The organism is Streptomyces sp. SPB162, assembly GCF_029504575.1.
Classification (GTDB): domain Bacteria; phylum Actinomycetota; class Actinomycetes; order Streptomycetales; family Streptomycetaceae; genus Actinacidiphila.
Genome location: NZ_JAQFII010000001.1, coordinates 6,588,479 through 6,602,965 on the forward strand (window position 1 = coordinate 6,588,479; position 14,487 = coordinate 6,602,965).

Annotated in this window: 12 protein-coding genes and 1 pseudogene; 3 read left to right on the top strand and 10 right to left on the bottom strand. The window is 67.8% G+C overall.

The window, feature by feature from the left end:
- Positions 1–499 precede the first annotated feature (499 nt).
- The gene (locus M2266_RS29775) at positions 500–736 is read right to left on the bottom strand and encodes a hypothetical protein (RefSeq protein WP_277440967.1); all 237 of its coding nucleotides are present in this window, start codon (positions 734–736) and stop codon (positions 500–502) included.
- A 163-nt stretch (positions 737–899) separates the two neighbouring features.
- On the opposite strand from M2266_RS29775, the gene M2266_RS29780 reads away from it, so the two are divergent.
- Positions 900–1,475 carry a hypothetical protein gene (locus M2266_RS29780; RefSeq protein WP_277440968.1) on the top strand — a complete coding sequence of 192 codons (576 nt, stop codon included), beginning with the start codon at positions 900–902 and terminating at the stop codon, positions 1,473–1,475.
- A gap of 61 nt (positions 1,476–1,536) precedes the next feature.
- On the opposite strand, the gene M2266_RS29785 is transcribed toward M2266_RS29780, so the two are convergent.
- From M2266_RS29785 to M2266_RS29805, 5 genes and pseudogenes are all read right to left on the bottom strand, one after another.
- Positions 1,537–2,391 (bottom strand): alpha/beta hydrolase, encoded by an 855-nt coding sequence (locus M2266_RS29785; RefSeq protein WP_277440969.1) that lies wholly within the window; start codon positions 2,389–2,391, stop codon positions 1,537–1,539.
- An 84-nt stretch (positions 2,392–2,475) separates the two neighbouring features.
- Positions 2,476–3,303 carry an enoyl-CoA hydratase/isomerase family protein gene (locus M2266_RS29790; protein ID WP_277440970.1) on the bottom strand — a complete coding sequence of 276 codons (828 nt, stop codon included), beginning with the start codon at positions 3,301–3,303 and terminating at the stop codon, positions 2,476–2,478.
- 132 nt (positions 3,304–3,435) lie between these two features.
- Positions 3,436–4,878 carry a coniferyl aldehyde dehydrogenase gene (locus M2266_RS29795; protein ID WP_277440971.1) on the bottom strand — a complete coding sequence of 481 codons (1,443 nt, stop codon included), beginning with the start codon at positions 4,876–4,878 and terminating at the stop codon, positions 3,436–3,438.
- A 146-nt stretch (positions 4,879–5,024) separates the two neighbouring features.
- Positions 5,025–5,456 carry a VOC family protein gene (locus M2266_RS29800; RefSeq protein ID WP_277440972.1) on the bottom strand — a complete coding sequence of 144 codons (432 nt, stop codon included), beginning with the start codon at positions 5,454–5,456 and terminating at the stop codon, positions 5,025–5,027.
- Between the two features lie 73 nt (positions 5,457–5,529).
- A pseudogene (locus M2266_RS29805) lies at positions 5,530–6,346 on the bottom strand (oxidoreductase).
- 276 nt (positions 6,347–6,622) lie between these two features.
- Here M2266_RS29805 and M2266_RS29810 point away from each other — a divergent pair.
- Both M2266_RS29810 and M2266_RS29815 read left to right on the top strand, forming a co-directional pair.
- On the top strand, positions 6,623–7,213 hold the full coding sequence (locus tag M2266_RS29810; RefSeq protein WP_277440973.1) for a TetR family transcriptional regulator: 591 nt from the start codon (positions 6,623–6,625) through the stop codon (positions 7,211–7,213).
- Between the two features lie 149 nt (positions 7,214–7,362).
- A complete protein-coding gene (locus M2266_RS29815) occupies positions 7,363–8,166 on the top strand; it encodes a maleylpyruvate isomerase N-terminal domain-containing protein (protein WP_277440974.1) in 804 nt (267 codons plus the stop codon).
- A gap of 409 nt (positions 8,167–8,575) precedes the next feature.
- On the opposite strand, the gene M2266_RS29820 is transcribed toward M2266_RS29815, so the two are convergent.
- From M2266_RS29820 to M2266_RS29835, 4 genes are all read right to left on the bottom strand, one after another.
- Positions 8,576–9,073, bottom strand: a complete 498-nt coding sequence (locus tag M2266_RS29820; protein ID WP_277440975.1) for a hypothetical protein — start codon at positions 9,071–9,073, stop codon at positions 8,576–8,578.
- A gap of 10 nt (positions 9,074–9,083) precedes the next feature.
- On the bottom strand, positions 9,084–11,108 hold the full coding sequence (locus M2266_RS29825) for an integrase (RefSeq protein WP_277440976.1): 2,025 nt from the start codon (positions 11,106–11,108) through the stop codon (positions 9,084–9,086).
- Between the two features lie 143 nt (positions 11,109–11,251).
- Positions 11,252–12,997 carry a hypothetical protein gene (locus M2266_RS29830; RefSeq protein ID WP_277440977.1) on the bottom strand — a complete coding sequence of 582 codons (1,746 nt, stop codon included), beginning with the start codon at positions 12,995–12,997 and terminating at the stop codon, positions 11,252–11,254.
- Entirely contained in the window at positions 12,997–14,451 is a 1,455-nt protein-coding gene (locus M2266_RS29835) for a site-specific integrase (RefSeq protein WP_277440978.1), read from the bottom strand. Before M2266_RS29835 ends, M2266_RS29830 begins: the two co-directional genes overlap by 1 nt.
- Between the last annotated feature and the right edge of the window lie 36 nt (positions 14,452–14,487).

Below are 14,487 nucleotides of genomic sequence, written 5' to 3' on the forward strand. Positions count from 1 at the left end.
CCGTGGGCGACCCGTGCTCGATCTCGAGGTCTGTCGGAGTGGCGTATGCGTGCAGGGATGCGGGTTTCCATTCGCTTGGGCAGTGGGCAGTGGGCAGTGGGCGTTGGTCCGGGTGCCCGCTGCGGGCGCGCTGACCGCTGCGGACGGCGCGGTCTGCCTGCGGATCTCTGGCGCCCTGGTGTTCGATGAAGGGCGGCACCCGGCACCTGTCCTGTGTGCCTGTAGGTTCCGCGAGTTCGTGAGCACTATTTCCTGCGGAAACGCCGGAATCCGGGCTTCGTGAGCACTGACTCTGTCAGCCGATCATGAGCACCAGCGCGGGCGCGGAGCCAGGGGACGACCCTGCGGGTCCGACGAACCCGCAGGTCGCGGAATCGACTGCTCACCGAACCGCGGAATTGCTCGGACACTGCTCATGATCACGCGGAATTTCTCACGAAATCGCGGAACCTAGAGTGCCGGCGAAGGCTGGCGACCTGACCGCAGGTTCCTCCTACGACTACTTCAATCCGAGTGCTGCCGCGCTGTAGAGCACAGTGGTGGGATTGAGTCGGGTGGGGTGCGCATCGAGCATGTGCTCGATGAACTGCGCTGCGGTCGGGTTCCCTTCGAGAATCCGGTCTGCGTCCTGGATGTAGGCGATCGTGTCGGCGAGCACTTGGGCGTTGTCCGGTGCCTCCGGGCGCCGATGGGCGGCCACGACGGTTTCCGGCTTCAGGTCCTGGATCTGGGACAACGTCTGGATCCATGCCAGCCGCTTCTCGTGATCGCTGGTGACGAGAGTGGGGTGTACGTCGTTGTACGCGATGTCTCCGACCCATGACGGCGGAGAGGCTGGGAACGTACACGTACGAGGAATCGTCGACATCGGATCGGCCGGTCGCCACCGCGATCACCTCGTGGCCTTCCAGATCGAGGCGGTGATCGGTGAGAACCTCCGGCACGACCACGGTCGAGCCGATCTTGTCGACGAACATCTGCCCGTAGAGTCTCTGATCATGCCCGGATTCGGCTTCCGCCTGGATGAGGCGCACGGTTGCTTCGGTGGCCACCACTCGGGCCCGGGGGAATCGGTCGAGCAGAGCCGACGAGCCGAGGAAGTGGTCGAAGTGGCCATGCGTGATGTAGATGGTGGTGAGTTCCTTGCCGCTGGCTTCGACCCAGTCTGCCAGCTTGCGCGCATCCTCCACCGTGGGCACCGTGTCGACGAGAATGGCGTCACGCTCGCCCGCGATCAACGTCGCTGCCGTCGGCGGCCAGGTCCAGCCTCCCTCCGGCGCCGGCACCGGGAGAGGGACGTTCACCGCACGCGGCGGCACGGTGAAGATGCTCAGGGTCGGTTTGCTGGTCATGTCTTTTTCGCTCCGATCGGTTTCGAGGTCATGTCGTCGGGATGCACCACCTGGCCTGGGGTGTGGTGGTGCTGTTGGGTGATCGGGGACGGCGCCGCCCTATACGGCTGGGGCGGCGCCTGATCCGGTGTGCCACTGGCCTGCCACCCTGTATCGGTCGGCGGCGACGCTCCGTCCGGCTTCGTCAGGCGGCGAGGAAGTTGGCCACCTGAGTGGTGAACTCCTTGGCGTGCTGGAAGAGGAACGCATGGCCCGCGCCGCTGTAGAGCACCAGGGTGGCGTTGTCGAGATGCTGGACGGCGGCGTAGGAACCGAAGGCCGGGAGCATCACGTCGTCGACGCCGTTTGCGTACAGGACGGGCTGCTTGATGGTTTCCAGTTCTGCTGCCACCTGCTCGAAGGGCGTAGTCAGGATCTGCGTCGCCGCGGTGACCTGGCCGTCCGCCGTCGCGTCGGAGACGACGGCGGCGCCGGGGCCGAGCCGGGTGGACACGTTCTCGAAGTGGCTGAACCCGGAAGCGCGGGCCGCGTTGGTCTCCGGGTAGAACAGGTACAGCATGTCCTCCTGGTCGCCGCCGCCGGGCTTGGTCATGATGCCCAGGACCTTCTCGCTCATGGCCGGCGCACCGGGCGCCCAGGCGGTCGGGTGACTGCCGGCCACGATGAGCTTGCGCACCAGGTCGGGGCGGTGCAGGGTCACGCGCTGGGCCACCATGCCGCCCAGTGACCAGCCGAGCAGGTCGGCCTGGGCGATGCCGAGGGTCTCGATGAACTCGATGGCGCCCTCGGCGAACCCGTCGAGGGAGTCGCGCGGCTGACCGGTGGTGTAGCCGGTACCGACGTTGTCGAACACGATTACGTCGTGGTCGGCGGCCAGGTAGTCCAGGAACTCCGGGTCCCACCAGTCGATGGTGGCGCGGAAACGTTGCAGCAGGACCAGCGGGACTCCGCCCTGCGGGCCCATGCGCCGGTAGGTGAAGGTCGCGGAACGCCCCTGCACGGTGAGGTCCTCGGCGCTGTCTGCCAGATATGTGCTCATGACGTCCTTCTCTTGGTGGTGGGTAGTCTTCGGATCTCGCAGGATCTGCCGGTTACGGCGATTTCGCCCGGAGGAGCTTTGGGGTCAGACCTGCTCGTTGGCCCGGGCGATGTATTCGCCCATGCGGTACTCGAAGTCGAGGCCGACCTCGGCGGCGATGGCCTGGGTGGCCGCGGCGCGCGCCTGGAAGCCCGGCAGCGTCAGCGAGTTGGCGAACTCGAAGAACGCGGTGATGAGGTCAGCGTCCGGCGGGAGGGTGGCCCGGTTGACCGCGGCCTTGGCGGCAGCGAGCGAGTTCTTGTCGAAGCTCGCCAAACGGGCGACCATCGCGTCGACGAAAGCGTCGAGCTCGGCGTCGGGCAGCGCGCGGGTCACCCAGCCCCACCGCTCCGCCTGGGCGGCGTCGTAGTCGCCGCTGCCGAGGATGGCCTCGAGCGCCCGGTCACGTCCGAGCAAGCGCGGGAGGCGCTCGGTGCCGCCGCCTCCGGGGAGCAGGCCGGCGCCGACCTCGGGCTGTCCGAAGTAGGCGTTCTCGAGGCTCGCGTAGCGCAGGTCGAGGGCCAGGGCCAGCTCGTTGCCGCCTCCACGAGTGCGTCCGCGGATCGACGCGACCGTGATGAAGGGCGCCTTCGACAGGCGCATGACGAGATCGGTCCAGATGGGCGGCTCGTCGGTCTGGGGTGCCGGCAGCTCCTTGACGGCGGCGAGATCGAAGTGGTTGAGGAAGAAGTTGGGTACGTCGCTGGTGAAGACCACGACCTGGACGTCCGAGTCGTTCTCGAGGTCCCTGACGATCTCGTGCAGCCGCACAGCGGTCTCGGCGGCGACGACGTTGGCGGGCGGATTGTGGAAGGTGATCGTCGCGACCTTCGGGTTCGGACGATCGAGGATGACAGTGCTGGACGTACTCATGACGTGCTCCATTCCTGTTCTCGACTTTCGCGCTGTGTGCGAGTCGTTGGCTCCACGGCGAGTCCATCTGGGCATGGGCGGCAATGGTGGTGCTGGGCGTGATCGCGTTCGGGAACGCCCTGGCCGTGGTGCTCAGCGCAGGAAGAAGCCCAGGAGGAGGTCGGCGCGCTTGCCGAAGGGCGGATGCAGCAGATTGGCGGCGTTCCAGCGGCCTTGCGTGTAGATGCCCTTGGGGTGGCTGAGAGTGCGGAAGCCCTCGATGCCGTGGTACTTGCCCATGCCGCTCTCGCCGACTCCGCCGAAGGGGAGGTCGTCCTGCCCGACGTGCATGATCGTGCCGTTCACGGTCACGTTGCCCGAGGTCGTACGGTCGAGCACGGTGCGGCGGTCGGCGTCGTCGGCGCCGAAGTAGTAGAGGGCAAGCGGCCGCGGCCGTTGGTTCACGTAGTCGATGGCGTCGTCGATCGTGCCGTACGGGAAGATCGGCAGGATCGGTCCGAAGATCTCCTCGTGCGCGATGCGCATCTCGTCGGTGACGCCCAGCACCACGGTGGGCGGGAAGGTGTGCGGGCGCAGTGCCGCATCCTGCGGTCGGTGACCCACCTCGATGATGGTCGCGCCGTGAGCCCGGGCATCCGCGATCAGCTCGACGAGGATGTCGTACTGCGTCTGGTTCACGATCGAGGTGTAGTGGACGCTCGTGGGTCCGTCGGGGTACGCGGCCTTGACCAGGGCGTCGTAGCGCTGGACGAAGGTGTCCACCTCGCTTTCGTGCACGAGGGCGTAGTCGGGGGCGATGCAGGTCTGGCCGCCGCTGAGCAGCTTCCCGAAGACGATCGACTCGACCGTCTTGTCACTCACCCGTCCGCGGGCGACGATGGTCGGGGACTTGCCGCCCAGTTCGAGCGTGACCGGCACGAGGTTCTCGCTGGCCGCCTTCATCACAGCGCGGCCGACCGCGCTGCTGCCGGTGAAGACGAGGTGGTCGAAGGCGAGTGAGGAGAAGGCGCTGCCGTCGCCGCTGACGACGGTGACCTGCTCCTCGGGGTACAGCTCGGCGATCATCGCGGTGAGCAGGGCGTTCGTGACAGGCGTGTACTTCGACGGCTTGAGCATCACCCGGTTGCCGGCCGCGATGGCCGTGACCACGGGCATCAGGGAAAGATTCACCGGGTAGTTCCACGGGGAGATCACGCCGACGACCCCGAGGGGCTGGTACTCGATGTGATTGCTGCCGTTGCGCAGGTTCAGCGCGATCCGGCGTCGGGTCGGGCGCATGAAGGAACGCAGGTGGCGGTCGAGGTAGTCGATGCCCTGAACGACGCCGAGCACCTCCATCATCGCCGTCTCGTGGCGCGAGCGGTTGCCGAAGTCGGTGTTGATCGCCTCTTCGATGGCGCGGCGCCGGCTGATCAGCGCCGCCTTGAAAGCGCGCAGATCGCGGCGCCGCCTCTCCAGCGACGGTGCACCGTCGCGCAGCTGGGCGGCTCGCTGGGCGGCGAGGACGGCGCCGAAGCGCTCCCGGTCGGACTGGGCGGCGAGGGTGGCGTTGTGGATGGGCTGGGTAGTGGGCATGGGACTGTCCTCCGATGGTTGCGGTTGCGGTGTGCAGACGCACAGGTCCGACCGGTCCGCTCGCGGTCGCCTCAGGCGCGACCCTTTGTCGTCACATATCCGCAGGTCGTCCGGGCGTCGGGTGCCAGCGTCGTGTGGGCGGGGCGTCAGCCGGCCGTGACGAACTCGAGCTGGATGTTGTCCGGGTCGCGGAGGGCCACGGTGGAGATGGGGAACGGGTGGGTGACATGCCGGATGCCGGTGTGTTCGATACCGAGCTCGTCGAGCCAGGCCGCCCAGGTCTGCAGTTCCTCGTGTGAGGCCACGGTGAAGGACAGGTGGTCGAGGCCCGTGCGGACTTCGTCGAACGATTCACCGCGATTGCCGGTGTTGGCGTGGAGTGCGATCACCACTCCCGAGCGCGGCTCTGCGAGGAGCACGCCGTAGCCGGTTTCTTCCTTCTCCAGGTGCGGGAACGTGCCCAGTACGTGGTCGGTGCGGAACAGTCGCTGATACCAGGCCATGCTGGCGTCGAGGTCGGTGACCGTCAGCGCGACGTGGTTGACGCCCAGGATGCCGGGTCCGGTGGTCTCGCTCATGCTCGTCTCCTTGATGCGGGGAATGTGGTGGCCTCCTCGGGTGCCGGCAGACGCATCGGCCGGGCGGGGGGTGTCAGCCCGGCAGTTTGTTGAACTTGCGGATCTGCTGGTCGAAGATCCGGGCCGGGGCGAGACGGCGCGCCAGGCTCATGCGCTTGGCGAACGGTCCCGCGGGGGAGCGCAGCTTCGGCTTGCCGGTGGTGGCTGCGGTGACGACGGCCCTGGGCGACGACGGCAGGGTCGTCGCCGCTCCTGACCGCATTCGCGACGGCCTGGTCGACGGTCCGCCGCCGGCTTTCGTACAGCGGCAGCGGGGTGTCGGGCTGTACGAGATTGCCCTCGAAGGAGGTGTTGGTCGCGCCGGGCTCGACGAGCAGCACGCGAACGCCGTGCTCGCGGACCTCGTGGTCCACGGACTCGGAATACCCCTCGACCGCGTGCTTGGAGGCGATGTAGGCGGACATGAACGGCTGGGGTGCGAACCCGTAGAACGACGACACGTTGATGATCCGGCCACGGCCCTGGGCCCGCATGAGGGGCAGGACGGCCTTCGTCATACGGATCACGCCGAAAACGTTGATGTCGAAGACCCGCTGGTGCTGTGCCACGGAGCTTTCCTCGGTGGCGCCCGACGAGCCGATGCCGGCGTTGTTGACCAGGACATCGATCCGGCCGAACCGGTCGATGACCTGCTGAACCAGCGTGGTGACCGACTCGTCGCTGCTTACATCGAGGTCGAGGAAGGTCACGCCCTCGCGCGGGGCGACCTTCGCGGTGTTCCGGCTGGTGCCGACCACCTCGAAACCCGCCCGGACGAGGGCCAGGGCGGTGGCTTCTCCAATGCCGGAGGACGCGCCCGTCACCAGTGCTACCGGTCGATGCGTACCCATCATGAACTCCTAGTATTATTTGTCACTTTTAAGCCTATTTACAGGCATTTTTAGCACGGAAGGTGCACTCGGGCTTCCCTGCGCCGGGCGGGCAGGTCGCGGGCTTCGCTGGGCGGCCTTTCCGGCCGGTCCACCCGGCGCGCCGAGGCCGGAGCTGACTCCGGTGACGATGACGGCCTGGGCGGCGTACTTGATTCCGCTCATGGGAACACTCTATGCACGTCTCTGCACTGAGTGCAAGTTGGTTCGCAAGCTGCACTGGCGTACTCTCAGTGCATGACCACGCCGCCCTCCTCCATCCGGTTGCAGACCCGAGCCGTCGTCCGCTCACTTCTGGCACAGACGGCGATGCAGCTGTTCGCCGAGAAGGGCTTCGACGAGACGACCGTCGAAGAGGTCGCCGCAGCGGCCGGAGTCTCGCGCCGCACCCTGTTCAACTACTTCCGCACGAAAGAAGACCTGGCGCTGAGCGGGCTGTCCGAGCAGGGTGACGTCATCGCGGCGCGCCTGGGCACCCGGCCCGCCGATGAAGACGTCTGGGTCTCGCTGCGCCACTCGTTCGTGGTGCTCGACGAGATCGAGGCCAGCCCCGAGAACCGCCTCGAGCTCGTCTCGATGCTGTTCGACAACGACTCCCTGCGGGCCGGCCACGCCGAGAAGCAGGCGAGGTGGACCGATCTGCTCGCCCCCCTGATCGAACCGAAGCTGCCGGCCTCCGAGGCGCGGGGCTTCGCGGCCAGGGCCATCGTCGCGACGGCCATCACCTGCCTGCAGGCCGCCACCGAGGAATGGCTGCGGCGTCGGGGCTCGACGCCGCTGTTCGACCTCTACGACACGGCGATAGAAGCCATCCGCAACTCGAACTGACGCCGTCGGGCGGCCATGTCCACCGCCCGCTCAACGCTTCACGATCCACGTCCCGCGGCGCTGCCCGCGGCCTTCGGCGCGCCTGTGCGCGCTCGAAGATCCCGATCGCCACACGACGTGCCCGCACATCTCACGAGAGCAGATGAGACATGGCCAACCGCCTCCCCACCCCCGACCTGAAGAACCTGCACGCCGCGCTCCGCACCGAGAGCACTGGGATGCTCGAGTTCGCGAACTCCCTCACCACCTCCCAGTGGAACGCGCCCAGCAAGGCGGCCGGCTGGAGCATCGCCGACATGGTCGGCCACATCGGCTCCACCGCCCACAACATGTACATCCCCGCCGGCCTCCAGGCCGCCCGCCAACCGAGCCTCGAAGTCGTCAACGAGGGCCCCGTGCAGGTACGCCGTGCGTGGAGCCGGCAGCAGGTGATGGCCGAGTTCGAGTCCGCCACCCGCACCGCGGCCCGCATGCTCGCCTTCGTGCGGCACACCCCGATGCGGGCGGTGCCCATGCGGCTCAACGAGCTCGGCTCATTCCCGATGGCGCTCCTCGTGGGCGGCGCCCTGGTCTTCGACCTGCACACCCACCTCCGTCACGACATGACCCCCGCACTCGGCCTGCCGACGCCCCCTACGGACGGGAACCGGATGCGCGCAGTGCTCGACTGGATGACCGCGGTACTCAGCAACCAGACCGCGAAGTCCCCGGCACCCGGAATCGACGCCGGCCTCATCCTCACCCTCACAGGCCCCGGCGGCAGCACCTGGTGGATCGACGCCGACGGCCTCGCCACCCCGGACTCCCGCACCCCAGCAGCCCGCATCACCGCCCCAGCCATCACGTTTCCCGACTGGGGAACGCAACGCTCCTCGTGGCGCGACGCCGACGTCGAGATCGCGGGCGACACCGACCTCGCCACGCGCTACCTCGAAACCGTCAACGTCATCTGAAGGACGCCAACCGGCCAACGTTCCTCCGCAGGCACGATCGAGGATGTCCACCCCGGGTCAGTCTCCACCGGAAGCCCCCGGCGGCAGCACCGCCTCCAGGCGGAGCACCGGACGCGAATCCCCTAGGCGTAGCAGACGCGATCAGCGCCGCAGGTCAGCGCCGTCTGCGTGCACCCGCAGCGAGACCCAACCGCGCAAGTATTGCCGGTCATCATCGGTGCCCAGCATGCGACCACAGCCCGCGCCGTGACTCCAGCTATGCGTGCACGCATGACTCCTCGCAGTCAGAACCGGAGTACGCCTGCGTCCCGGAGGGCGAGACGCTGATCGCGGTGCGCGGTCCGCGCTGCGGGTCCCGCCGTGTGCGAGCGGGCCCGCTCCGGACTGCTCGGCATGTTCCAGGGGCCGGTCAACTGCACGATCCGTACGGCGCCGTGCGGTCTGCGGCGGCGGGCAGGACCCGGACGGTGGCGCCGTCGGTGATCTGCTGGCGGAGGCGTTCGATCTCCGCATGCTGGGCGGCCAGCCGGGAGATCGCCAGCTGCTTGAATCCGGTGAGCTTCTCCAGGCGCGCGTCGCGGTCGGCGACGCGCTTCTTCAGTTCCGCTCGCTCGGCCTTCAGCCGCGCGATCTGTGCCTCGCGCGGGTCGACGATCTCCCCGGCCTGCTGGAGTTCGTGGACCCGGCGCTCGAACTCCTCGGCCAGGTGCTGGTAGGCGCCGGGCCTGGGGGTGCCGTCACGGTTCTTCTTCGGGTAGAAGCCGGTGCGGGTCACTTTGGCGACCGCAGCGAGGGTCTTGAGATCGGTCTTGCCGCCCGGCGGCAGGTTCCCGCTCAAGATCCGCTCCATCGCGGCCCGGATTGCGGCCTCGTTGCGGGCCTTGTCCTCCTCGGTGAGCCGAGCCATCACATTCCTCTCACGCCGCCGCAGAGGCGGCGTCGATCTCTGCGACCACGCGCTGGACGCGGTCGCGTTCGGGCAGGAGACGTTCCTTCTCGCTCATGGCCACACGAGGGCTCTCGACGAAGGTGTCGATCACGGTGATCTGTCCGAGCCACACGGGCCGGTGACTGCGATGGTGGGTGGCCTGCGGGCAACGGGCCGAGTCACACATCCCCACCAGCGGCTTCTTGGCGTTCGGGGTGCCCGCGAGCTTGAGGCACAGCGCCTTGGACGGGTCGCGGAACCAGCAGAAGTTCGCCGCTCCGACGTGAAGCACCTTCGACAGCTTGCTCAGAAGGCTCTCCAGGTGCCGGTCGTCGTCCAACACATTCGGATCGTGACGGGCGGCCTCGTTGAGCTGCGCATCCACATGCTGGAGTGCCTCGATCAGCCCGCGGGCGCCGGGACCGGCGGGCTTGCGACCCTCCTTGAGGTCGCGGAATGCCTCCACGGTGAGTTCCATGTGCTTCCCTTCCTCGGCTTCCTCGACCTCGGTGAGGAACAGCCGCTGGGATCCGCCGGGGCGCGCGGCATACCCCTCTGTCGTGGCGACGGAGATGTGCTTCAGCGCGATCTTCGCGGCCAGTAGCCCGCCGGGCCGCGCGGCGATCGACAGGGCGAGCGTCCGGCGTAGCATCCGGGCGCTGATGGGGCCGGCCGGGATGACCGGCAGGCCCCAGCGCTCCCGATTCCTGGTCTCCTCCAGCCACTTCCTCATGCGCGTGAGGCCGAACGACAGGCCGACGGTGTTGAACAATGCGGCCCCGGGCGGCGCCCCCAACAGGCGCTCGGCCAGGGCAACGGCACGGTGCACGTCCTCGATCACAACCCACTCGTCGGGCACCCCGCCGAGCTTCTGCCCCTTGATCAAACGGCCGGCGAGCCGGAACCGGGTACCGCCCAACTTTGTCACCGTCTGGCGCCTGCAACCGACGCTGAGCTCGACCAGCTCGCTGTTGCGCATGCCGCTGAGCGCGCTGGCAACCACCAGACATGCCACAAGGACGTTGGCGACCATCGACTGGATCCCAGCGTCGGACAGCGGGGCTGTCCACGGCACCAGTGCGCCGTCCTCTTCGCGGGCGATCGTCGGCGCGGTGCGCGCCCAGTAGTTCTCGAAGCCCACGTCTTCGGCGAGCGCGAGGAGCTCGGGCGTGATCTTCTCGCGCAGGTAAGGGGCGGCGATGGTGCTGGTGCCGACCTGGTGCGCGAGGCGGTACCACGCGAGGTCTTTGAGGGGTACGAGGTCGCCGGTGCTGATACGCCGGGCCTGGCCTTTGCCTTCGGCCAGCGGCAGCGGCACGCGATCGGCGTGCATCTGGGCGAACAGGCGCTTCAGGTCCGGGACGTGGGCCAGCGTTGCACGTGGGAAGTCCTTCGTCCTCGCCGCGTCGGCGCGGGCCTGCTCAACGAGATCGGCGAGGTGCGGACCGACCGTGTTGACCAGGTAGAGGCAGGTGGACAGCGCGGGCTGGAGGAGCTGATCGGGCACCGGCGGGGTGCGGTTGGCCCGCAGCCACGTGCCGCCGACGACCTTGATGGTGCTCCGGCCGTCCCACGGGACAAAGCCCGCCCGGTAGCTGTCCGTGGACAGCAGGTCCCCGTACAGCGTGATCAGTTGGACGACGCGGACGCTTTCGGCCAGCGTCTCGGGTTCCACCTGGACCGGGGGCGCATCCGGCTTGGGGACATACCACTGATCCTCGGCGGTGAACCGGTCGCAGTGCTCCTGCATGACCTCCTCCAGGGAGGTGACCCCGTTCGCGGTCAGCCAGTTGAACCACGCGGTGAACTTTCTCAGGAAGCGGTTGCAGGTGCGGGGACTGCGGTACTTGCGCAGCGCGAGAGCGCACTCCAACACGCTGTCGTGTTGCGGGGCGAGCAGCGCGATCAGGATCTCCTTGGCGACCACACGCCATTTCGGGTTCATGATCTGGGAGAAGTCCCAGGTCAGCTCGTGCTGCTTGATGGAACGGGGCTTGTCGGCCAGGCCCCACATGTCCCACAGGTCTTCCTCGAACCGCGAGCGTACGGAGCCGGGCAACAGCGCCAGGCCGATGGCCTCATGGACGTAGCAGCCGGCGAAAGCGGAAACGGGCCGGCGGTTGATCGTGGCCGGGGCCCGCAGGGGGCGGGGGAGCTTCACAGGGTGGCCTCCTCGGGCCGCAGGGGGATCTCGCTGTCGTCGTCGGCCACGTCCAACTCGCCCTTCTCCTTCGCCTCCGTGGAGAACTTCGGCAGGATGTTGTGGGTGAGCCGGTGCGCGTACGGGCCGAACACCCGCAGGTAGTGGTCGGTCGTCATCTGCTGGAACTGGCGGGCGAAGAACGCGTCCAGCCGCAGCAGGTTCGACGCGTGCCGCGGCAAGAACACCGCCAGCGGGCACAGTAGGCACACCCACGGGCGGGCCGGACACGGCGTTCCGACCGGGCCGTGGACTCCGGCCAGCTGGTCGGTACAGGCCGCGGTGAACACGTCGCGCTGCCCGCCGACGAGTTCGGCAATCGCGGCCGTATCCAGCCCCAGGCGTCGTACTTCGTCGGGGAAATCAGCCGCGAACTGCACGGCCCTCTCACTGGTCAGCACGACGGGAGGCAGGGCCTTGCGCAGGATGTCGACCTGCCCGTCGTTGATGATCGAATCGATGTCGTCGAGCTGGTCGGGGTCGGTGGGAGTGGCGTAGTGATCTCCCTCCGTGCGGGCACCGTGGTTCGGATCGATCAGCGCGCGGCCGGTCCAGCCCCGACGCGCCAGCCGCTCGTCGTAGGTGTGCCGGATGCGTCCGCCATGGATGACGAACTTGCGTCCCTGGTCATCGACGAGCCCGCTCAGTTCCACGAACCTGCGCCGATGCCCTCCCTTCGGGTGGTCGCGGGCCACCTCGCCTCCGGACTCGGTGGCGCCGATCCACAGCTCATCTCGAAGGCCGTCGGCGGCAAAGCGCCGCAGCGTGGAGGAGTGTTCCAGCCACTGTTCCAGCAGGCGCACTGCAGGGCCCGTCAGGACGGAACTCTCACGCGCCGTACGGCCCTTCAGGTAGGACAGCAGAATCGTTGCATCACCGGCCCACTCCACATCGCCGACGCCGAGGTCGGCGATGCCGTCGGGCACGACGCCGCAGTACACGCCGAGCAGCGCCTTGTAAGCGACCGTGATCGGGCGGCTCGGGAAGAGGTCGTCCCGCACCCGCTGCACGGCCACGCGGCCGGCGATGGTGTTCGTCTTACGCATGCCGCGCTTTTCGCCAGTCCGGACCCGGAAGTGGTCAAGGTAGCGGTTGTACGTCAGTGGGCCGCGCCTGAGCATGAGCCACGCGATGTCCTCCTCCGCGTCGTCCCGCGCTGTGAGAACCGGATCCGTACCCCATTTGTCGCTCTGGACTGCCAGTTTGTAGCGGGCGTACCTCTCGTCGACCGTGCGTCGGCACGTCGTCTCCAACCGCTCCCACTCGGCGTCGGTGTACGCCTTGTACGTACTCAGCACGGGCCGGGCCTGGACAGGTTCGCCATCGAGGTACGCGCGGACATCCGGGCGCAGGCACCCGGTAGCCAAGTCGAGGTCCTTCAAGAGCTGTCGGGTATTTCGCTCCCGGGTGTGGTTGCTGGCCATCCAGTACCGCATCAGCACGCCGCGGGTCAGCTCGGAGGCGGCCCCACTGAAACCGTCCTTCGACAGCGCGTGCACCATCCTTCGCGCGGCGATCCCGTACCCGTTGGCCGTGGCCCGCCTCTTGATGCCCCCGTGGGGATGGGCGTTGGCCGCGAGACCTACCGCCAGGTCTCGTGCCAGCCGCGGGTTAGGGAGCCCGGCGAGCCTGACCGTCCAGTCGGTGCCGTCGACGAAGCTGAAGTGGACACCCAGCGGCTCGTCCACGAGGGTCGCAGGCATCAGACCTTCTCCTCCCCGTCGAACTCGGCGTCTGCCTCGGCTGCGGCGGTCCTGTCGAGCCGGGCGCGCGCGCCCTGGTAGAGTTCCTTGTAGATCCGGGTGATGTCCAGGCGCGCGATATACAGCTCCGTGGACGTCACACTCCAGTGACCGAGCAGGTCACGCAGGATGAGCATCGGCTCGTGCTTGCGCAGGTAGAGCGCGAGCGCGGCATCGCTGTCGGTGTCCTCCACCAGGTCGGCAAGCCGTGCGTAGTAGCCCTTGATCAGCTGCTCCAAGGTCCGCATGGCCATGGAATGGCGCAGCCGGTGGGGCGCCACGGTCGGGAACCGGGGTTCGTATCGCTCGCGGATGCGCGCCGAGGTACGGCGAAAGACCGTCGCCCAGTCGACGAATGGCTCGCCCGTGGACTGCAGGCCCACCAGCGGGGACTGCCCCTCCGGGGTGATCAGGCACAGCCGCTCGGCCGGCCGCAGACTTCTCCAGGAGCGACGCACTCCGTTGAGGCGGGCTCCTTCCCAGTCGGGTTCCTCGACGTGCAGCGGCTCGCCGTACTTCGACGGGGGCCGCCACCTGAAGCCTTCCGCCGAGGCGGCCCTGTCCAGGTCGAGGTACTGGTGCATCGCGGCCAGCGGCTCATAGTGGGTCCACGTCGTGCGGTCTTTCTCTCCCTTGGTGATCGCGTACGCGAGCGGGAAGAGCGCGGGAAGCGTTGTCGGGCGGGGCGGAAGCGGCGGGATCTCATAGACCGTCAAGTGGGTGAACTCCTGACGTCTCAACCCGCTGGATAGGACAAAGCTGCCCATCGCGGAGTTCCGGGCGCCTTCCCGGGGGCGGCGATAGCGGAGGTCAGGTTCACCGAGCGGGTCGAGACCAGCGAGTCCTCGTACGAAGAGCTCGGCGAAGTCCCACTCCAGGTGCTTGATCGTCGTGTGAGGTCGAGGACGCGGGAGCTTGGCCATGTTCTTCCGGACCTTCTCCATCACACCGTGGGCCATCCTGTGCCCTACGCGGTAGGTGAAGGGCACGACGGTGAGCAAGCCCTCGTCCTTCGCCCAGTCGTAGAAGGCGGACAGGATGCTGACGTGGAGATTCCACGTGGTGTGGTCCCACCGCACCTTCAGAGGTCCGGCCAGCCGGTACTCGGCGTACATGCTCAGCACACCACGCAACTCCCGGCGGTCCGCGAACGGATGGACCCCGCGCTCCTCGAGGAACGTGAGCCACGCAGAGAGGCAGCCCGCGCTGTTCACCCACGTCCGCACCGCCGGCGCGCCGTTGATCGGGAGATCGGCGAGGTACCTGTTCGCCACCGTCGACGGCCGCGGGGACCCGGGAGCGTCCTCAAAGAGCAAGTCGTCATCGATGAGAACCGGCATCTGCTCGCGGATCAACGGCTGACGCGCTACATCCCAGGTCTCCCAGCCCGAAGCTGAGAAGCTGATCATCTGCATGGCCGGAGACCATAGGTTTCCGACACAGCAGAGTGC

What these genes read in the sequence shown, in the direction of transcription:
- M2266_RS29820 (WP_277440975.1), bottom strand. Translation starts at nt 9,073, where the DNA reads ATGGCTCGGCTCACCGAGGAGGACAAGGCCCGCAACGAGGCCGCAATC.
- M2266_RS29825 (WP_277440976.1), bottom strand. Translation starts at nt 11,108, where the DNA reads ATGTGGGGCCTGGCCGACAAGCCCCGTTCCATCAAGCAGCACGAGCTG.
- M2266_RS29785 (WP_277440969.1), bottom strand. Translation starts at nt 2,391, where the DNA reads ATGAGCACATATCTGGCAGACAGCGCCGAGGACCTCACCGTGCAGGGG.
- M2266_RS29815 (WP_277440974.1), top strand. Translation starts at nt 7,363, where the DNA reads ATGGCCAACCGCCTCCCCACCCCCGACCTGAAGAACCTGCACGCCGCG.
- M2266_RS29810 (WP_277440973.1), top strand. Translation starts at nt 6,623, where the DNA reads ATGACCACGCCGCCCTCCTCCATCCGGTTGCAGACCCGAGCCGTCGTC.
- M2266_RS29835 (WP_277440978.1), bottom strand. Translation starts at nt 14,451, where the DNA reads ATGCAGATGATCAGCTTCTCAGCTTCGGGCTGGGAGACCTGGGATGTA.
- M2266_RS29790 (WP_277440970.1), bottom strand. Translation starts at nt 3,303, where the DNA reads ATGAGTACGTCCAGCACTGTCATCCTCGATCGTCCGAACCCGAAGGTC.
- M2266_RS29795 (WP_277440971.1), bottom strand. Translation starts at nt 4,878, where the DNA reads ATGCCCACTACCCAGCCCATCCACAACGCCACCCTCGCCGCCCAGTCC.
- M2266_RS29800 (WP_277440972.1), bottom strand. Translation starts at nt 5,456, where the DNA reads ATGAGCGAGACCACCGGACCCGGCATCCTGGGCGTCAACCACGTCGCG.
- M2266_RS29830 (WP_277440977.1), bottom strand. Translation starts at nt 12,997, where the DNA reads ATGCCTGCGACCCTCGTGGACGAGCCGCTGGGTGTCCACTTCAGCTTC.